The organism is Mycobacterium sp. 94-17 (assembly GCF_035617725.1).
Classification (GTDB): domain Bacteria; phylum Actinomycetota; class Actinomycetes; order Mycobacteriales; family Mycobacteriaceae; genus Mycobacterium.
In genome coordinates this window covers 309,523-324,394 of sequence record NZ_JAPIYN010000001.1, presented here as the reverse complement: position 1 = coordinate 324,394, position 14,872 = coordinate 309,523, and the positions used below count along the sequence as shown (strand labels likewise).

The 14,872-nt window shown below is 68.2% G+C and carries 13 protein-coding genes; 5 read left to right on the top strand and 8 right to left on the bottom strand.

Translation table 11 applies throughout. The annotated features are described in order from the left end of the window. Positions 1 to 55: 55 nt before the first annotated feature. Complete coding sequence (locus OQ789_RS01610; protein WP_324683000.1) at positions 56 to 790, bottom strand: ATPase; 735 nt, start codon at positions 788 to 790, stop codon at positions 56 to 58. Here OQ789_RS01610 and OQ789_RS01605 point away from each other — a divergent pair. Next, positions 767 to 1,405 (top strand): MBL fold metallo-hydrolase, encoded by a 639-nt coding sequence (locus OQ789_RS01605; protein WP_324682999.1) that lies wholly within the window; start codon positions 767 to 769, stop codon positions 1,403 to 1,405. The two genes, OQ789_RS01610 and OQ789_RS01605, sit on opposite strands and share 24 nt — an antisense overlap. Positions 1,406 to 1,635: 230 nt before the next feature. On the opposite strand, the gene OQ789_RS01600 is transcribed toward OQ789_RS01605, so the two are convergent. Continuing rightward, positions 1,636 to 3,303 (bottom strand): FAD-binding dehydrogenase, encoded by a 1,668-nt coding sequence (locus tag OQ789_RS01600; RefSeq protein WP_324682997.1) that lies wholly within the window; start codon positions 3,301 to 3,303, stop codon positions 1,636 to 1,638. Between the two features lie 49 nt (positions 3,304 to 3,352). Then, positions 3,353 to 4,057 (bottom strand): DUF2334 domain-containing protein, encoded by a 705-nt coding sequence (locus tag OQ789_RS01595; protein WP_324682995.1) that lies wholly within the window; start codon positions 4,055 to 4,057, stop codon positions 3,353 to 3,355. A gap of 156 nt (positions 4,058 to 4,213) precedes the next feature. On the opposite strand from OQ789_RS01595, the gene OQ789_RS01590 reads away from it, so the two are divergent. Next, positions 4,214 to 5,833, top strand: coding sequence for a DHA2 family efflux MFS transporter permease subunit (locus OQ789_RS01590; protein WP_324682993.1), 1,620 nt, complete (start codon positions 4,214 to 4,216; stop codon positions 5,831 to 5,833). Positions 5,834 to 5,851: 18 nt separating this feature from the next. Here OQ789_RS01590 and OQ789_RS01585 read toward each other — a convergent pair whose 3' ends face one another. Both OQ789_RS01585 and OQ789_RS01580 read right to left on the bottom strand, forming a co-directional pair. Continuing rightward, positions 5,852 to 7,975 carry a S9 family peptidase gene (locus tag OQ789_RS01585; protein ID WP_324682991.1) on the bottom strand — a complete coding sequence of 708 codons (2,124 nt, stop codon included), beginning with the start codon at positions 7,973 to 7,975 and terminating at the stop codon, positions 5,852 to 5,854. After that, positions 7,972 to 8,874 carry a phosphoribosylaminoimidazolesuccinocarboxamide synthase gene (locus tag OQ789_RS01580; protein ID WP_324682990.1) on the bottom strand — a complete coding sequence of 301 codons (903 nt, stop codon included), beginning with the start codon at positions 8,872 to 8,874 and terminating at the stop codon, positions 7,972 to 7,974. Before OQ789_RS01580 ends, OQ789_RS01585 begins: the two co-directional genes overlap by 4 nt. Before the next feature lie 51 nt (positions 8,875 to 8,925). Between OQ789_RS01580 and OQ789_RS01575 the strand changes: the two genes are divergently transcribed. Beyond that, complete coding sequence (locus OQ789_RS01575) at positions 8,926 to 9,549, top strand: hypothetical protein (protein WP_324682989.1); 624 nt, start codon at positions 8,926 to 8,928, stop codon at positions 9,547 to 9,549. A gap of 159 nt (positions 9,550 to 9,708) precedes the next feature. Here the strand turns inward: OQ789_RS01575 and OQ789_RS01565 are convergent, their stop codons facing one another. Together OQ789_RS01565 and purB are read right to left on the bottom strand one after the other, a co-directional pair. After that, entirely contained in the window at positions 9,709 to 10,947 is a 1,239-nt protein-coding gene (locus OQ789_RS01565) for a cytochrome P450 (RefSeq protein WP_324682988.1), read from the bottom strand. After that, positions 10,944 to 12,362, bottom strand: coding sequence for an adenylosuccinate lyase (gene purB, locus OQ789_RS01560; protein ID WP_324682986.1), 1,419 nt, complete (start codon positions 12,360 to 12,362; stop codon positions 10,944 to 10,946). The genes OQ789_RS01565 and purB overlap by 4 nt, the downstream gene beginning before the upstream one ends. Positions 12,363 to 12,481: 119 nt before the next feature. Between purB and OQ789_RS01555 the strand changes: the two genes are divergently transcribed. After that, positions 12,482 to 13,255, top strand: a complete 774-nt coding sequence (locus OQ789_RS01555) for a DUF429 domain-containing protein (RefSeq protein ID WP_324682985.1) — start codon at positions 12,482 to 12,484, stop codon at positions 13,253 to 13,255. Here the strand turns inward: OQ789_RS01555 and OQ789_RS01550 are convergent. Then, entirely contained in the window at positions 13,209 to 13,826 is a 618-nt protein-coding gene (locus tag OQ789_RS01550; RefSeq protein ID WP_420716018.1) for a TetR/AcrR family transcriptional regulator, read from the bottom strand. The two genes, OQ789_RS01555 and OQ789_RS01550, sit on opposite strands and share 47 nt — an antisense overlap. A 61-nt stretch (positions 13,827 to 13,887) precedes the next feature. On the opposite strand from OQ789_RS01550, the gene OQ789_RS01545 reads away from it, so the two are divergent. Next, positions 13,888 to 14,805 (top strand): alpha/beta hydrolase-fold protein, encoded by a 918-nt coding sequence (locus OQ789_RS01545; protein ID WP_324683347.1) that lies wholly within the window; start codon positions 13,888 to 13,890, stop codon positions 14,803 to 14,805. Positions 14,806 to 14,872 lie beyond the last annotated feature (67 nt).

The window sequence follows — 14,872 nt, the reverse complement described above, 5'->3', positions numbered from 1 at the left end:
CTCCTGAGTTTGGCGTTTTCGGCGCCAACTCTACCGGCGGAAGCGCAGCTCGGCGTTACGGGCACGAGGCGATGTAGGCATCGCACAGGGGTGCGCCCATGGCGTTGAGCACCGGATCGTCCGCCATCGCCGGCCAGGACGTCTGCGGCGGCGAGGTCGACCAGAGCGTGATTTCACTGATGGTGCTGCTGGCCGGGTGGGCGAGCAGATAGGTGTGCATGACGACTGGGCCGCTGATCACCGCGGCCATCCGATTCGCTTCGTCGCTGGTCAGCGACGGTGATTCCTGTGGTGCGCGCTGCTGACAGGCCCGCAGCGCGGCCACGGCGTTGCTGAATGCCGCGGCCGCGGTCGCGCCACCACGGACCGTGTCACCGCGCCAGTGCAGCACCTGGGCCTGCAGTTGCCACTGCCCGTCCGGCTGCGCGACAGTCGAGCGCGCCGCCACGGCCGAGTCGCGGGGATCCTGGGGTATCGGCGGCGCCGCGCACAGCTCCTCGAACCGGAACCGCGGGCCGGGCACCGAACCGGTCGTCTGAACCGCCTGGCCGGCGAGCGCGGGCCAGTGATACACCGCGTCCAGCGGCACGGCGTGCCGGTCGATCCACGCGGTGTTCGGGATCCGGTCGCACAGGGCCGGGCAGGTCTCCGGCTCGGCGTGGGCGGGGACGACGACGATCAGCGCAACGGCAAAGGTGCCGGCGACCAGCATCGTGGCCAGGATCACGCGCATCGGCAGCTTGTCCATCAAGGCACAATCGTAGATATGCAACTGACGCATTTCGGCCATTCGTGCCTACTTGCCGAGTTCGACCACACCCGCGTGCTGTTCGACCCCGGTACGTTCGCGCACGGTTTCGAGGGAATCACCGGGCTGACCGCCATCTTGATCACCCATCAGCATCCCGACCATGTCGACGCCGACCGGCTGCCGGCGCTGCTCGAGGGCAACCCGGATGCGGCGCTCTTCGCCGACCCGCAGACCACCGCGCAACTGGGCGCGCCGTGCCGCGAGGTCCGTGTCGGCGACGAGCTGCACATCGGTGAGCTGACGGTTCGCGCCGTCGGCGGCAAACATGCGGTGATTCACCCGGAAATCCCTGTGATAGAGAACATTTCGTTTCTGGTGGGCGATGACGGCCACCGCGCCCGGTTGATGCATCCCGGTGACGCGCTCTTCGTGCCCGACGAGCCGGTGGACGTCCTGGCGACACCGGCGGCCGCGCCGTGGATGAAGGTGTCCGAGGCGGTCGACTACCTGCGAGCGGTCGCCCCGCAGCGCGCCGTCCCGATCCACCAGGGCATCATCGCCCCGGATGCGCGGGGGATCTACTACGGCCGGCTCACCGAGATGACCAGCACCGACTTCATGGTGCTGCCCGAAGAGGACGCCGTCACGTTCTAGCTGTCGCGTCCCGCGGGCGTGTTCCGCGGGCGCGCGGCGCGCGGCGCGCTCCGCGGTCACGCTGGCGTGACGCTCGCGCTCCGCGGTCACGCTGGCGTGACGCTCGACAGCGCGAGCTCCGCGGTCACGCTGGCGTGACGCTCGAGCTCCGCGGTCACGCTGGCGTGACGCTCGCGCTCCGCGGTCACGCTGGCGTGACGCTCGACAGCCAGCGTTCCGATACGCCGGGCCTAGGCGATGTCGTCTGCGGCGCCACGTCCGGCGGCGCGGCCGGAGAAGATGCAGCCACCCAAGAACGTGCCCTCCAGGGCGCGATAGCCGTGCACCCCTCCGCCACCGAACCCGGCCACCTCGCCGGCGGCGTACAGACCACTCAGCGGCGTTCCGTCGGCCTTCAAAACCCGTGAGGCAAGGTCGGTTTCTATGCCGCCCAACGTCTTTCTGGTCAGGATGTGCAGCTTGACCGCGATCATCGGTCCCGCCTTCGGATCGGTCAACCGGTGCGGCGCCACCACCCGGCCCAGCCGGTCGCCCAGATAGCTGCGGGCGCCGCGGATCGCAGTGATCTGCCCGTCCTTGCTGAACTTGTTGGCCACCTCCCGATCGCGGGCGGTGACCTCCGCCTCCAGCGTGGCGTAGTCCAGCGGCTGCACATCGGGCAACGTGTTCATCGCGGTCACCAAGTCGCGCAACGAGTTCGCGCTGACGAAGTCCACACCGCGATCGACGAACGCCTGCACCGGGCCCGGCGGCCCGGACCGCGCCCGGTTTCGCAGCAGTTCGCGGATGCTCTGTCCGGTCAGGTCCGGATTCTGCTCCTGCCCGGAGAGCGCGAACTCCTTCTCGATGATCTTGGCGTTCAACACAAACCAGGTGTAGTCGAATCCCGATTTGGTGATGTACTCCAACGTGCCCAGCGTATCGAAGCCGGGGTAAAGCGGGACCGGCAGCCGCACGCCGGTCGCATCCAGCCACAGCGACGACGGACCCGGAATGATCCGGATCCCGTGCTGCGGCCAGATCGGGTCATAGTTGGTGATGCCCTCGGTGTAATGCCACATCCGGTCGGGATTGATCACCCGCGCACCGGCCCGCTGCGAGATGGCGATCATCCGGCCGTCGACGTGCGCCGGTACGCCACTGAGGAGTTGCTCGGGCACGCGGCCCATCCGCTTGGGCCAGTTCTTGCGCACCAGTTCGTGATTGGCACCGATGCCGCCGCTCGTCACAATCACCGCGGCAGCTCGAAATTCGAACTCCCCTACCGATTTTCGCGATGACACCACTCCCCTCGGAGCGGTGGTGGGCTCGAGCACCGTGCCCCGGACGCCGGTCACCGCCTCGCCCTCGACGATCAACTCATCGACCTGATGACGGTGCGCGAAGCGCACCGATGAGCGGTCGCGCAGTTGCCGCGCGAACATCTCGACCAGCGCGGGCCCGGTGCCCCAGGTGATGTGGAAGCGTGGAACCGAATTGCCATGTCCCTGTGCGCCGTACCCGCCGCGCTCGGCCCAGCCCACCAGTGGGAACAGCTTCAGTCCGCGCGAGCGCAGCCAGCTGCGTTTCTCCCCGGCGGCGAAATCGACATAGGCGTGCGCCCATTGACGTGGCCAGTAGTCCTCGGGGCGGTCGAACGCCGCCGTGCCGAGCCAGTCCTGCAACGCGAGTTCGTGGCTGTCCCGGATACCCAGCCGGCGCTGCTCGGGGCTGTCGACGAAGAACAGGCCGCCGAAGGACCAGAAGGCCTGCCCGCCCAGGTTGGCGCTGTTCTCCTGATCGACGATGAGCACCCGCAGGCCGCGATCCACCAGTTCGCAGGCGGCGACCAGCCCGGCCAGGCCCGCCCCGACGACGACGGCATCGGCGTCGAACCCCGCAATCGAAGAATCGCTCATGTCGGACAAGGGTAGTGCCCCGCCGCGAGCAGGTCGGACGGACGCTTGGTCAGGCCGCGTCGGCCACCGCGTTGGCCGGCCGCCAGCGATACACGGTGGGCGTGCAGTCGTGCATCAACGCCAGGTCGACCGCGTCGACCATGGCCTGCAGCGGGCCGGGCTTGCGCAGGTGCCGCGCGGCGACCGCGACCCGCACGACGCCGTGGCGCCGAGCGATCCGTTCGGCGGACAGCACCACCATCCGGCACCACCACGGCTCGGTGAGGAAGCCCTCGCCGATGCCGAGGACGCGTGCGCGGACCGTGGTGTGGCGGACCAGATCGGTGATCCCATGCAGATCGGCCAGCAGGCGGAAGCCGTTGTCCGGCAAGGCTTTGACAACACCGGGCGACACCACCCAGCCGGGCGCGGCGAACAGGCGGGTGCGCAGCCCGAGGTGCTCGAGCACCCGGTCGGCGGCCGTCAAGCGCAGATTGGCCTCGTGCGCCCGCAGGATCGCGAATTCGCCGCGCCGCTTCTTGGTGGCCGCGTCGTCGTAGCCGTGCAGCACGACGGCGTCACCACCGGCGCGGCGACCGGTCAGCCACTCGACGGTGTCCGGGTCGCGGTCGAGCCGGTAGGCGCCGGACAGGCGGGGAGCCACGAGTAACGACACCGGTACCTTGCGGGCATCCATTTGCGCGCAGAACGCCTCGACGTCGGGCCGGGTGCGTTCGCAGATCCCCGAGACCGAGACGATCAATTTTCCAGACACACCAGCAGTTTGCCGATCCCAAGTGTCCGAATGGTGAAGGACACGCGGACAGCAGGCGTATACGCAATCGCCGCGCCGATAACTCGGTATCAGCTTGTTCCCGGTTCTGCCCAGGCCGCAACCGTCGCGAACGCCGGCCGATGCGATCAGTTCGATATGCTAACCAACGCCATGGATGAGGCCTCGTACACAGCGGCCACAACACCGCCGCCGCACCGGCCCGGCGGACAGCCGGGCGTCGAGGAACGGGAATATCCCGACAGGCTCGATGCGCCGCTGCTGCGCATCTCCGGTGTGTGCATCTTGGCCACGGTGATGGCGATCCTGGATGTCACGGTGGTCAGCGTCGCGCAACGCACCTTCATCGACCTGTTCGCGTCGTCGCAGGCCGTCGTGGCCTGGACGATGACCGGCTACACGCTCGCGCTGGCGACCGTCATCCCGATAACCGGCTGGGCGGCCGACAGGTTCGGCACCAAACGGCTTTTCATCGGTTCCGTGGTGGCCTTCATGCTGGGCTCGCTGCTGTGCGCGATCGCCGCAAACATTGTGCAAATCATCATCTTTCGCGTGCTGCAGGGAATCGGCGGCGGCATGCTGCTGCCGTTGGGTTTCATGATCCTGACCCGCGAAGCGGGCCCGCGACGGCTCGGGCGCCTGATGTCGGTCCTGAGTATCCCGATGCTGCTCGCCCCGATCGGCGGGCCGATCCTGGGCGGCTGGCTGATCGACACGTCGAGCTGGCGGTGGATCTTCTTGATCAACGTGCCGATCGGGGTCCTCACCATCGCGCTGGCCGCCATCATCTTCCCGCGCGACCATCCGGCGCGGTCGGAGACCTTCGACGCCGTCGGTGTGCTGCTGCTCTCGCCGGGCCTGGCGATGTTCTTGTTCGCGGTGTCCTCCGTCCCGGGCCGCGGCACCGTGGCCGACCGCCACGTGGTGATACCGGCGGTGATCGGGCTGGCGTTGATCGCGGGCTTCGTCGCACACGCGTGGCATCACGCGGACCACCCCCTGATCGACCTGCGACTGTTCCGCAATCCCGTGCTCACCCACGCCAACCTGACGATGCTGGTCTTCGCCGGCGCCTTCTTCGGGGCCGGGCTGCTGCTCCCGAGCTACTTCCAGCAGGTGCTGCACCAAACGCCGATGCAGGCGGGCGTGCACCTGATCCCGCAGGGGCTGGGCGCCATGCTGACGATGCGGCTGACCGGACCGCTGGTCGACAGGCAGGGGCCGGGCAAGATCGTGCTGGTCGGCATCGCGCTCATCACCGCGGGCCTGAGCGCGTTCGCGTTCGCGGTGGCCACCCAGGCCCACTATCTGCCCACGCTGCTGGTCGCATTGGCGATCATGGGCCTGGGCATGGGCTGCACGATGATGCCGCTGTCGGTCGCCTCGGTGCAGGCGCTGGCACCCCATCAGATCGCGCGGGGCACGACGCTGATGAGCGTCAGCCATCAGGTGGGCGGGTCGATCGGGACCGCGCTGATGTCGATGATCCTGACCAACCAGTTCAATCGAAGCCCCAACATCGTCGCGGCGAACAAGCTCGCCGCCCTGCATCAGAAGGCGGCCGTCGACGCGATCCCGGTCGACCAGTCCGCCATACCCGCGCAGGCGCTCGCCCCCGGGTTCTCCGGCAACGTGGTGCACGACCTTTCGCACGCCTACACCGCGGTGTTCGCGATCGCCGTCGCGCTGGTGGTGTGCACCCTGATTCCCGCGTGGTTCCTGCCGAAGAGGCCGGCCGCCGAAACCGCGGGCGGATGACGCCACCGCCGGCCGGGACTACGCCGACGAGTCGGCCTGGGCGGCGGCCAACAGCCACGCGTATTGGAAGGCGGCCTCCTCCCAGCCCTTGTAGCGGCCGCTGACGCCGCCGTGCCCGGCGTTCATCTGGGTCTTCAACAGGACCGGGCTGCCGTCACCGTTGGCGTGGCGCAGCGCCGCCACCCACTTGGCGGGCTCCACATAGTACACCCTCGTGTCGTTCAGCGACGTCATCGCCAAAATCGCCGGGTAGCGTTTGGCCTTGACATTCTCATACGGCGAATAGGACTTCATGTAAAAGTAGACTTCTTTGTCCGCCAAGGGATTTCCCCACTCGTCCCACTCGGTGACGGTCAGCGGCAGCGAGGGATCCAAAATGGTGGTCAGCGGGTCGACGAACGGCACCTGCGCGAGAATGCCTGCGAAGAGTTCCGGCGCCAGATTGGCGACGGCCCCCATCAACAAACCACCCGCGCTGCCCCCCAGCGCCACCAACTGACGCGCCCGGGTGACCCCTTCATCCACCAAATGCTGTGCGACCGCGACGAAGTCGGTGAAGGTGTTCTTCTTCTCCAGCAGCTTGCCGTGCTCGTACCACAGCCGGCCCATCTCACCGCCGCCGCGCACATGGGCGATGGCGAACACCATTCCACGATCCAGCAGCGACAGCCGGGCGATGGAGAAGCTCGGGTCGGTGCACAGCTCGTAGGCGCCGTAACCGTAAAGCAAAGCGGGGGCCGGGAATTCGAGGTCGGCACGGTGCACGATGGAAACGGGGATGCGGGTGCCGTCGTCGGCGACCGCCCAGTCACGCCGTTCCAGGTAGTCGTCGGGCCGGTAGTCGCCGAGCACGGGTTGCTCGCGCAGCAGGGTGCGCTCGCCAGTGACGAGGTCGATGTCGTACACCCGCGCCGGAATGACCAGCGATCCCGTCCGGATCCGCAGCTTGGGCGCCGCCCAGTTGGGGTTGCCGGCCAGGCCGGCCGTCATCAGCTCGGAATCGAATGAAATCTCTTCGGGCTGTGCGTATGTGCCGTCGGCGTTGACGGGCCACAGCTGCATCCGGGGCAGCGCCTCGCGCCGGTAGCTGACCACCAGGAGGCCGGCGAAGGCGTCCACCCCGTCGAGCCGGACGTCGTCGCGGTGCGGGATCAGGGTGCGCTGCCGTTCCGGATCGCCGACCGGCGCCTCGGTGAGGGTGAAGTTGACCGCGCCGTCGTTGTGCAGGATCAAGAACCGGTCCTGCCCGCCGATGACCGCGTGCTCGACCGCGTATTCGACGCCTTCGCGGCGCGGCAGCACGACGCTGAATCGTGCCTGCGGATCGGCGGCGTCGGCGTAGCGGTACTCGGAGGTGATCGAGGACCCCGAGGCGATGAAGACGTACGCCTCGCTGCGGGTGAGCCCCACGCCGAGCCAGAACTTCTCGTCCGCTTCGTGATACACCAGCTCCGACGCTTCGCCCGAGCCCACCCGGTACCGCCACACCTTGTCGGGGCGGTGGGCCTCGTCCAGGGTCAGGTAGTACACAGTGCGGTTGTCGGCGGCCCAGGTCGCGCCCGCCCCGATGTCGGCGATCTCGTCGGGATAGAGCTCACCGGTACGTAAGTCCTTGAACCGCAACGTGTACCGCTCGTCGCCGACGGTGTCGACGGAGTACGCCAGCAGGTGGGAATCCCGGCTGACCGTCGCGGCACCCAGGGAGAAGAACTCGTGGCCCTCCGCTTCGACATTGGAATCGAGCAGGATCTGCTCGCCCGGGATCTCGGTGTTCTCGTCCAGCACCGGTGGATCCCAGTCATCGGGACCGCTTATCGCACAACGGCATTGGACGCGGTACTGCTTGCCTTCGAAGGTGCGCGCGTAGTACCACCACTCGCCCTGCCGGGTCGGCACCGACAGATCCGTCTCCTTGGTCCGCGCCTTGATCTCATCGAAAATCTGCCGCCGCAGGGGTTCGAGGTGGTCCGTCATCCGGTCGACGTAGGCGTTTTCGGCCTCCAAGTGGGCGATGACCTCGGGGTTCGTCTTTTCGCGCAGCCACTCGTACGGGTCGATGAAGACGTCGCCGTGATGCTCACGCCGACTCTCCACCCGCTTGGCGACAGGAGGAACCGGCCCGTCCAGGTGCACTTCGGTCACGCGCTCGGGCCGATCCAGTCGTCGAAGCTCAGGCCGGAAATGCGTTCGTAGGCTTCGATGTAACGACCACGGGTGGCCTCGATGATGGGCTCCGGCAGTGGGGGTGGGGGTTGTGTACCGTGGCGATCCCAGCCGGACTCGGGGCCGGTCAGCCAGTTCCGGACGAACTGTTTGTCGAAGCTGTTCTGGACGACACCGACCTGATACTCGTCAGCCGGCCAGTACCGCGACGAATCCGGCGTGAAGATCTCGTCTGCCAACAGCAGGTTGCCGTCGCGGTCGGTGCCGAACTCGAACTTGGTGTCGGCGATGATGATTCCCTTGCTGAGCGCGTGATCGGCGGCCTGAACGTAGATCTGCAGGGTGCGGTCGCGCAGCTGGTTGGCGGGCACGGCGCCGACCAGCTCGATCACCCGCGCGAAGGGGATGTTCTCGTCGTGATCACCCAATGCCGCTTTCGTGGCGGGGGTGAACAGCGGTTCGGCGAATCTGCTGGCTTCGACCAGGCCCGGCGGAAGTGTGATGCCGCAGACCGTGCCGGTCGCCTGGTAGTCCAGCAATCCGGAGCCGGTCAGGTAACCACGCGCCACGCATTCCACCGGAAGCATTTCCAGCTCGCGCACCACCAGCGCGCGGCCCAGCACCTCGTCCGGAATGCGGGAGTCGTCCGGCGGCCCGGCCAGATGGTTGGGGACTTCGGTGAGCTCCGAGACGAGGCCGAAGAAGAAGACACTCATCGCGGTGAGGATGCGGCCCTTGTCCGGAATGGTGCTATCCAGGACGAAGTCGTACGCCGAGATGCGGTCGCTGGCGACGAGCAGCAGGTGCTCGTCGTCGACGCGATACAGCTCGCGGACCTTGCCGCTGGCCAGATGCTGGTAGTCGGACAGTGCAGGCATCCGGTCAGCCTATCGGGCACCCGCAAACCGGCTTTGTGCTGGGATCGGCCTATGACACCGCGGTTTCTGCCCTACTCCACCAGGCCCGGCCGGCTGGCCGTGCAGTTGTTCAGCGACCTGGCCGTCGCCCTGTGGACGGTGCTCTGGCTACTCGTCGGCCTGGCCGTCTACGACGCGATCGCCACCATCGCCGACGCCGGCCGCCAGGTCGAGAGCGGCGCGCACGGCATCGCCGGCAACCTCGCGTCCGCCGGCCACGGCGCCCAGCGGATTCCGCTGGTGGGCGACGAGGTCAGCAAGCCCCTCAATTCCGCGAGCGAGGCCGCGCTGGACATCGCCGGCGCGGGCCACGATCTCGACACCACGGCGAGCTGGCTCGCGGTGCTGCTCGCGATGGCCGTCGTCGCGGTCCCCATCCTCATCGCGGTGCTCCCGTGGTTTTTTCTGCGGCTGCGCTTCTTTCGGCGCAAGTTGACGGTGACCGCACTGGCCGCAACCCCGGCCGGTGCTCAACTGCTTGCGCTGCGCGCGCTGACCACCCGTCCGCCGCGGAAGTTGATGGCCGCCAGCGCCGATCCCGTCGGCGGGTGGCGCCATGAGGATCCGGCCACCATCTGGGCCCTGGCCGCGCTCGAACTACGGTCGGCCGGCATCGCGATGCGCGGGCTCCAGTAGCAGCGCGCGTGACAAGAGCAGCAGCCCGGGTCGCGATGACACCCAACGTGTCGCTGATCAACCGGTACCCGTGATTGTGCGCATCGATCGGCAAGATCCCCGTTGCCATCACCGCGGCGAACACATCGGGCGCGGGCTCGACATCGGGGAACCGGATCGTCACGGTTCTTCGCGTAGCTCCACGACGAGATGGCGAATGCCGGTGTGCCGGTTGCTGCGGGTCCACTCGACGGGCCGGACCACACGCACGCCGCCAAACCGAGACAGCAGCTCTTCGTACAGCACCCGCAGTTCGAGGCGGGCCAGGTTGGCGCCCAGGCAATAGTGCACACCCTGACCGAATCCCAGGTGCGGGTTCGGCTTTCGGCAGATGTCGAATTCGTCGGCCTTCTCGAATACCGCGGCGTCGCGATTCGCCGAGCCTTCCCAGATCTGTATCTTCTGCCCCGCCTCGATCGACTGCCCGCCCAGCGTGACGTCGCGGGTCGCGGTGCGGCGCTTGGAGGGCGACGGCGACGTCCACCGCATCATCTCCTCGATAGCGGTCGGAAGCAGGTCGAAATCCGCACGCAGCATGTGCAATTGGTTAGGGTGCTGGGCCAACGCGAGTAGCCCGCCGGCGACGCCGTTACGCGTGGTCTCCGCGCCGGCGCTGAACAGCAGGCTGAAGAACAGGTACACCTCGAGATCGGACAGTTCGGGGTCGTTGGCGACGACGGAGAGCATGTCGTCGGTCGGTTCGCCTCGCTTCGCTTCGATCAACTCTTGGCCGTAGGCATACATTCGCGACCCGGCCTCTTCCACCGTCGTTCGCGGCGAGAGCTGCGATAATGTGGCCTTGCGCGATCCGCCGAAATCGAACTGCGGCTCGATCGCCTCGAACAACCAATGCCGTTCGGATTCAGGAACTCCCAGCAGAATGCAGATCATCTGCATCGGCAATTCGGCGGCGACGTCCACCAGGAAATCGAACGGCTCGCCCGGCACCACCGCGTCCAGCAGCCGGCGCGCCCTGGCTCTCAGGTCGTCCTCGACCAGCCGGATCATCCGCGGCGTCAGCCCGGAACTGACCAGCCGCCGAATCCGCGAATGCTTGGGGTCATCCATCATGTTGAGCACCTGACCCGCGATCGCCAGGTCCTGCAACAACGTGCCGCCGTACGGTCGATCGCCGCCGGTGACCGAGGAGTACGTTACCGGATCCTTCAGCACCTCAAGGGTTTCCGGGTAGGTGGCCACCGACCAGAAGCCTTCGCCGTCCGGGGTGTTGTCCGTGGGCGAGTGCCAGTACACCGGCGCCTGGCGGCGATGGATCGCGAACAGGTCATGCGGAAATCCGTCTGCGAAGTTGTCCAGATCGGTGAAGTCGATGTCGGCGAGCGCGCCGGGCGGCGTCACAGGATCGAGCCCGGGGCGTACTTGGCCGCGTCCGGGTAGCGGTTCACCAGCGCGTCCACCTGCGCGGCCACCTCGTCCACCTGGTCACCGGCGGCGCCGGTGAACGCCTTCTTGTCGGCCAGCGCGGCGCCCAGCGCCGCGCGGTCCAGCGGCAGCCGCTCGTCGGCGGCCAGGCGCTCCAGCAGGTCGGGCTCGGCTCCGTGTTCGCGCATGGCCAGCGCGGTGGCCACCGCGTGTTCGCGGATCACATGATGCGCGGCCTCGCGGCCCAGGCCCGCGCGCACCGCGGCCATCAAAACCTTGGTGGTGGCCAGGAACGGCAGGTATCGGTCCAGCTCGCGATCGATCACCGCCGGGTAGGCGCCGAACTCATCGAGCACGGTCAAGAACGTCTCGATCTGCCCGTCGATGGCAAAGAAGCTGTCTGGCAACGCAACCCGGCGCACCACCGAGCAGAACACGTCGCCCTCGTTCCACTGCGCGCCGGCCAGCTCGGCCGCCATCGAGGCGTACCCGCGCAGCACCACCTGCAGGCCGTTGACCCGCTCGCAACTGCGGGTGTTCATCTTGTGCGGCATCGCCGACGAGCCGACCTGGCCCTCCGCGAACCCCTCGGTGACCAGTTCGTGCCCGGCCATCAGTCGAATGGTGTGCGCCAGCGACGACGGCCCGGCGCCCAGCTGCACCAGCGCGGAGAGCACGTCGTGGTCCAGCGAACGCGGATATACCTGTCCGACACTGGTCAATACCGTTGTGAATCCCAGGAATTCGGCTATGCGCCGCTCGAGGTCGGCGAGCTTGGCCGCGTCACCGTCCAGCAGGTCGAGCATGTCCTGCGAGGTGCCCATCGGGCCCTTGATGCCACGCAGCGGGTAGCGGTCGATCAATTCGCGCAGCCTGGTCAGCGCGATCAGCGTTTCCTGGGCCGCCGAGGCGAACCTCTTGCCCAACGTGGTGGCCTGCGCGGCGACGTTGTGACTGCGTCCGGCCATCACCAGGTCTCGATAGGCCACGGCCCGCTCGGCGAGGCGCGCGGCGACCGCCACAGCGTGACCGAACACCAACTCCAGCGAACGCCGGATCTGCAGTTGCTCCACGTTCTCGGTCAGGTCGCGACTGGTCATGCCCTTGTGCACGTGTTCGTGGCCGGCCAGTGCGTTGAATTCCTCGATGCGCGCCTTGACGTCGTGGCGCAGCACCCGTTCGCGCTCCGCGATCGAAGCCAAGTCGACGTCCTCGATCACCCGCTCGTAGTCGGCGATGGCCTCGGAAGGCACCGCAATGCCGAGTTCCGCCTGCGCGCGCAGCACCGCCAGCCACAGCCGCCGCTCGGCGACGACCTTGGCCCCCGGCGACCAGATCGCGACCATCTCGGCACTGGCGTACCGACTGGCCAGCACGTTCGGAATGCTCACTTGGTCCTCACGAACACACAGCTTACGGTCGCGGCTCCCCCACGCCAGCAGAGTGCGACGGGCGACGCGTTTCCGGAGTGGCGCGTTGGTAGCTGCACTCTCGCGGCACAATGTGGCGGATGTACTTCGTCGGCGTCGACCTCGCGTGGGCAGGCCGCAACCCGACCGGCGTCGCCGTCGTCGACTCCGGTGGCGCCCTGGTGAGCGTGTGCGCGGTCCGCGACGATGACGAGATCCTGACGGCTTTGCACCCGTATGTGCAGGGCGATTGCCTGGTCGCCTTCGATGCGCCGCTGATCGTGAACAACCCGGCCGGCCAACGTCCCGCCGAGACCGCGCTCAACCGCGACTTCCGCAGGTACGAGGCCGGCACGCACCCCTGCAACACCGGAAAGCCCGAATTCGCCGCCGGCCCGCGCGCGGGCCGGCTGGCCGCGGCGCTGGGCCTGGATCTCGATCCGCGGTCTCCGGCCGCCCGGCGCGCCATCGAGGTCTACCCGCACGCCGCCACCGTCGCGCTGTTCCGCCTGGAGCGCACGCTGAAGTACAAGGCCAAGCCCGGGCGCACCGTCGACGGGCTCAAATCCGAGCTGATGCTGCTGATGGACGGCGTCGAGCGACTGGCGCGGGCGCCGGTGCCGCTGAAGGTCGGCGGGCACGACGGCTGGGTCGCGCTGCGCCGGGCCGTTGCCGCCGCGCAGCGCAAAAGCGAACTGCGCCGCGCGGAGGATCCCGTCGACGCCGTGGTGTGCGCCTACGTGGCTCTATTTGCGCAGCGCAGCCCGGCGGACGTGACGCTCTACGGCGACCTGGACACCGGGTGCATCGTCACCCCGTCGCCCCCGGTCAGATCTGCACGGGCCGCTGATCGATGGGCGCGAGCACCTCGATGAGGTCGACCACCGCACCTTGGGCCGCCGCGCGCGGGTCCCGGCCCTCCACCAGCGCCGACACCACCGAACCATCGACCGCGCAGATCAACGTGCACACCAGTTCGATGTGCACGGACCGGCCCGAGCGCTCGATCGCCTCGGCCACCGCCTCGGCGCGCTGACGCAGGCTGCGGCGCATCGTCTCGCGCAGCGCGGGCAGGCGGATGCACGCGACGTGCCGCTCGTATCGCGAGATCAGCTGTTCGGTTAGGCCCGCTCCGGAAACGTCGCCCACGAGCAGATCGGCCAACACCTCGGCGATGGTCTCCGGTCCCCGCCGCCGCCGCGACAAGGCGCCGACCCGCGACCGCAGCTGCGCGACCTCGATCATGGCGATGTGTTCGACGGCGCGCGCGATCAGATCGTCGAGGGAGGAGAAGTAATAGGTGGTGGACGCCAAAGGCAATCCGGCCCGGCGCGCGACCGCCCGGTGCCGCACCGCTTCGAACCCGCCCTCGGCCAGCAGCTCGGCGGCAGCGCTGACGAGCGCATACCGCCGACGTTCTCCTTTCGGAGTAACCGCTGCAGTCACGAGTAGCCATCGTGCCAGCCAGAGTGGTACTGCATTGCCATTTCGGCCAAACGGCCAGGGCATAATGGCCCGCATGCCCGACTTGAGCCGACGCGCCCTTCTCGGCCTCGGCGCCGGCGCGGCTCTCGGCGCGGTGAGCGCCTACGGGCTCGACATCCTGTTAGAGCCGCGCACATCTCACGCCGTGCCGGCATCGACCGCCGGCGCCCCGATGCCCTTGGCGCCGGCGCCCGGCCCGCCCCGCGATCCCGCTCCCCCGGCGGCGCCCGCACCCACGATGGCGACCGGTTCCTTCGTCTCCGCCGCGCGCGGCGGGGTGAACACGAACTGGGCGATCGCGCGTCCGCCGGGCCAGACCAAGCCGCTACGGCCCGTGATCGCACTGCACGGCAAGGGCAGTGACGCGTCCACCGTGATGGCGGGCGGTGTCGAACACGGTCTGGCGCAGGCCGTCGACGCGGGTCTGCCCCCGTTCGCGGTGGTCGCCGTCGACGGCGGCGGCAGCTACTGGCACAAGCGGTCTTCCGGCGAGGACAGCGGTGCCATGGTGCTCGACGAGCTCATCCCGATGCTCGGCGGCCAGAATTTGGACACCTCACGGGTGGCGTTCCTGGGCTGGTCGATGGGCGGCTACGGCGCCTTGCTGCTGGGCGGCCGGCTGGGACCGGCACGCACCGCGGTGATCTGCGCGGTGAGCCCGGCGCTGTGGATGTCCTCGGGTGCGGCGGCGCCGGGAGCGTTCGACGGGCCGGATGACTTCGCGGCGAACTCGGTGTTCGGCATGCCCGCCCTGGCCTCGATCCCCATCCGGATCGATTGCGGAGAAAGCGATCCGTTTTACTCCGCGACGAAGCAGTTCATCGCGCAACTGCCCAATCCCCCGGCGGGTGGGTTCTCGCCCGGTGGGCACGACGGGGCGTTTTGGAGCTCGCAGTTGCCCGCCGAGCTGACCTGGATGGCCCCGCTGCTGACCGCCTGATGCGCTCGAGCGTCACGCCAGCGCGGCAGTGAGCGTCGAGCGTCACGCCAGAGTGACTCGCGGCGTA

Bases quoted from the DNA above. Each gene is read 5' to 3' on its own strand.
- OQ789_RS01605 (WP_324682999.1), top strand. From the start codon at position 767: ATGCAACTGACGCATTTCGGCCATTCGTGCCTACTTGCCGAGTTCGAC.
- OQ789_RS01610 (WP_324683000.1), bottom strand. From the start codon at position 790: ATGGCCGAAATGCGTCAGTTGCATATCTACGATTGTGCCTTGATGGAC.
- OQ789_RS01600 (WP_324682997.1), bottom strand. From the start codon at position 3,303: ATGAGCGATTCTTCGATTGCGGGGTTCGACGCCGATGCCGTCGTCGTC.
- OQ789_RS01590 (WP_324682993.1), top strand. From the start codon at position 4,214: ATGCTAACCAACGCCATGGATGAGGCCTCGTACACAGCGGCCACAACA.
- OQ789_RS01580 (WP_324682990.1), bottom strand. From the start codon at position 8,874: ATGCCTGCACTGTCCGACTACCAGCATCTGGCCAGCGGCAAGGTCCGC.
- OQ789_RS01575 (WP_324682989.1), top strand. From the start codon at position 8,926: ATGACACCGCGGTTTCTGCCCTACTCCACCAGGCCCGGCCGGCTGGCC.
- OQ789_RS01555 (WP_324682985.1), top strand. From the start codon at position 12,482: ATGTACTTCGTCGGCGTCGACCTCGCGTGGGCAGGCCGCAACCCGACC.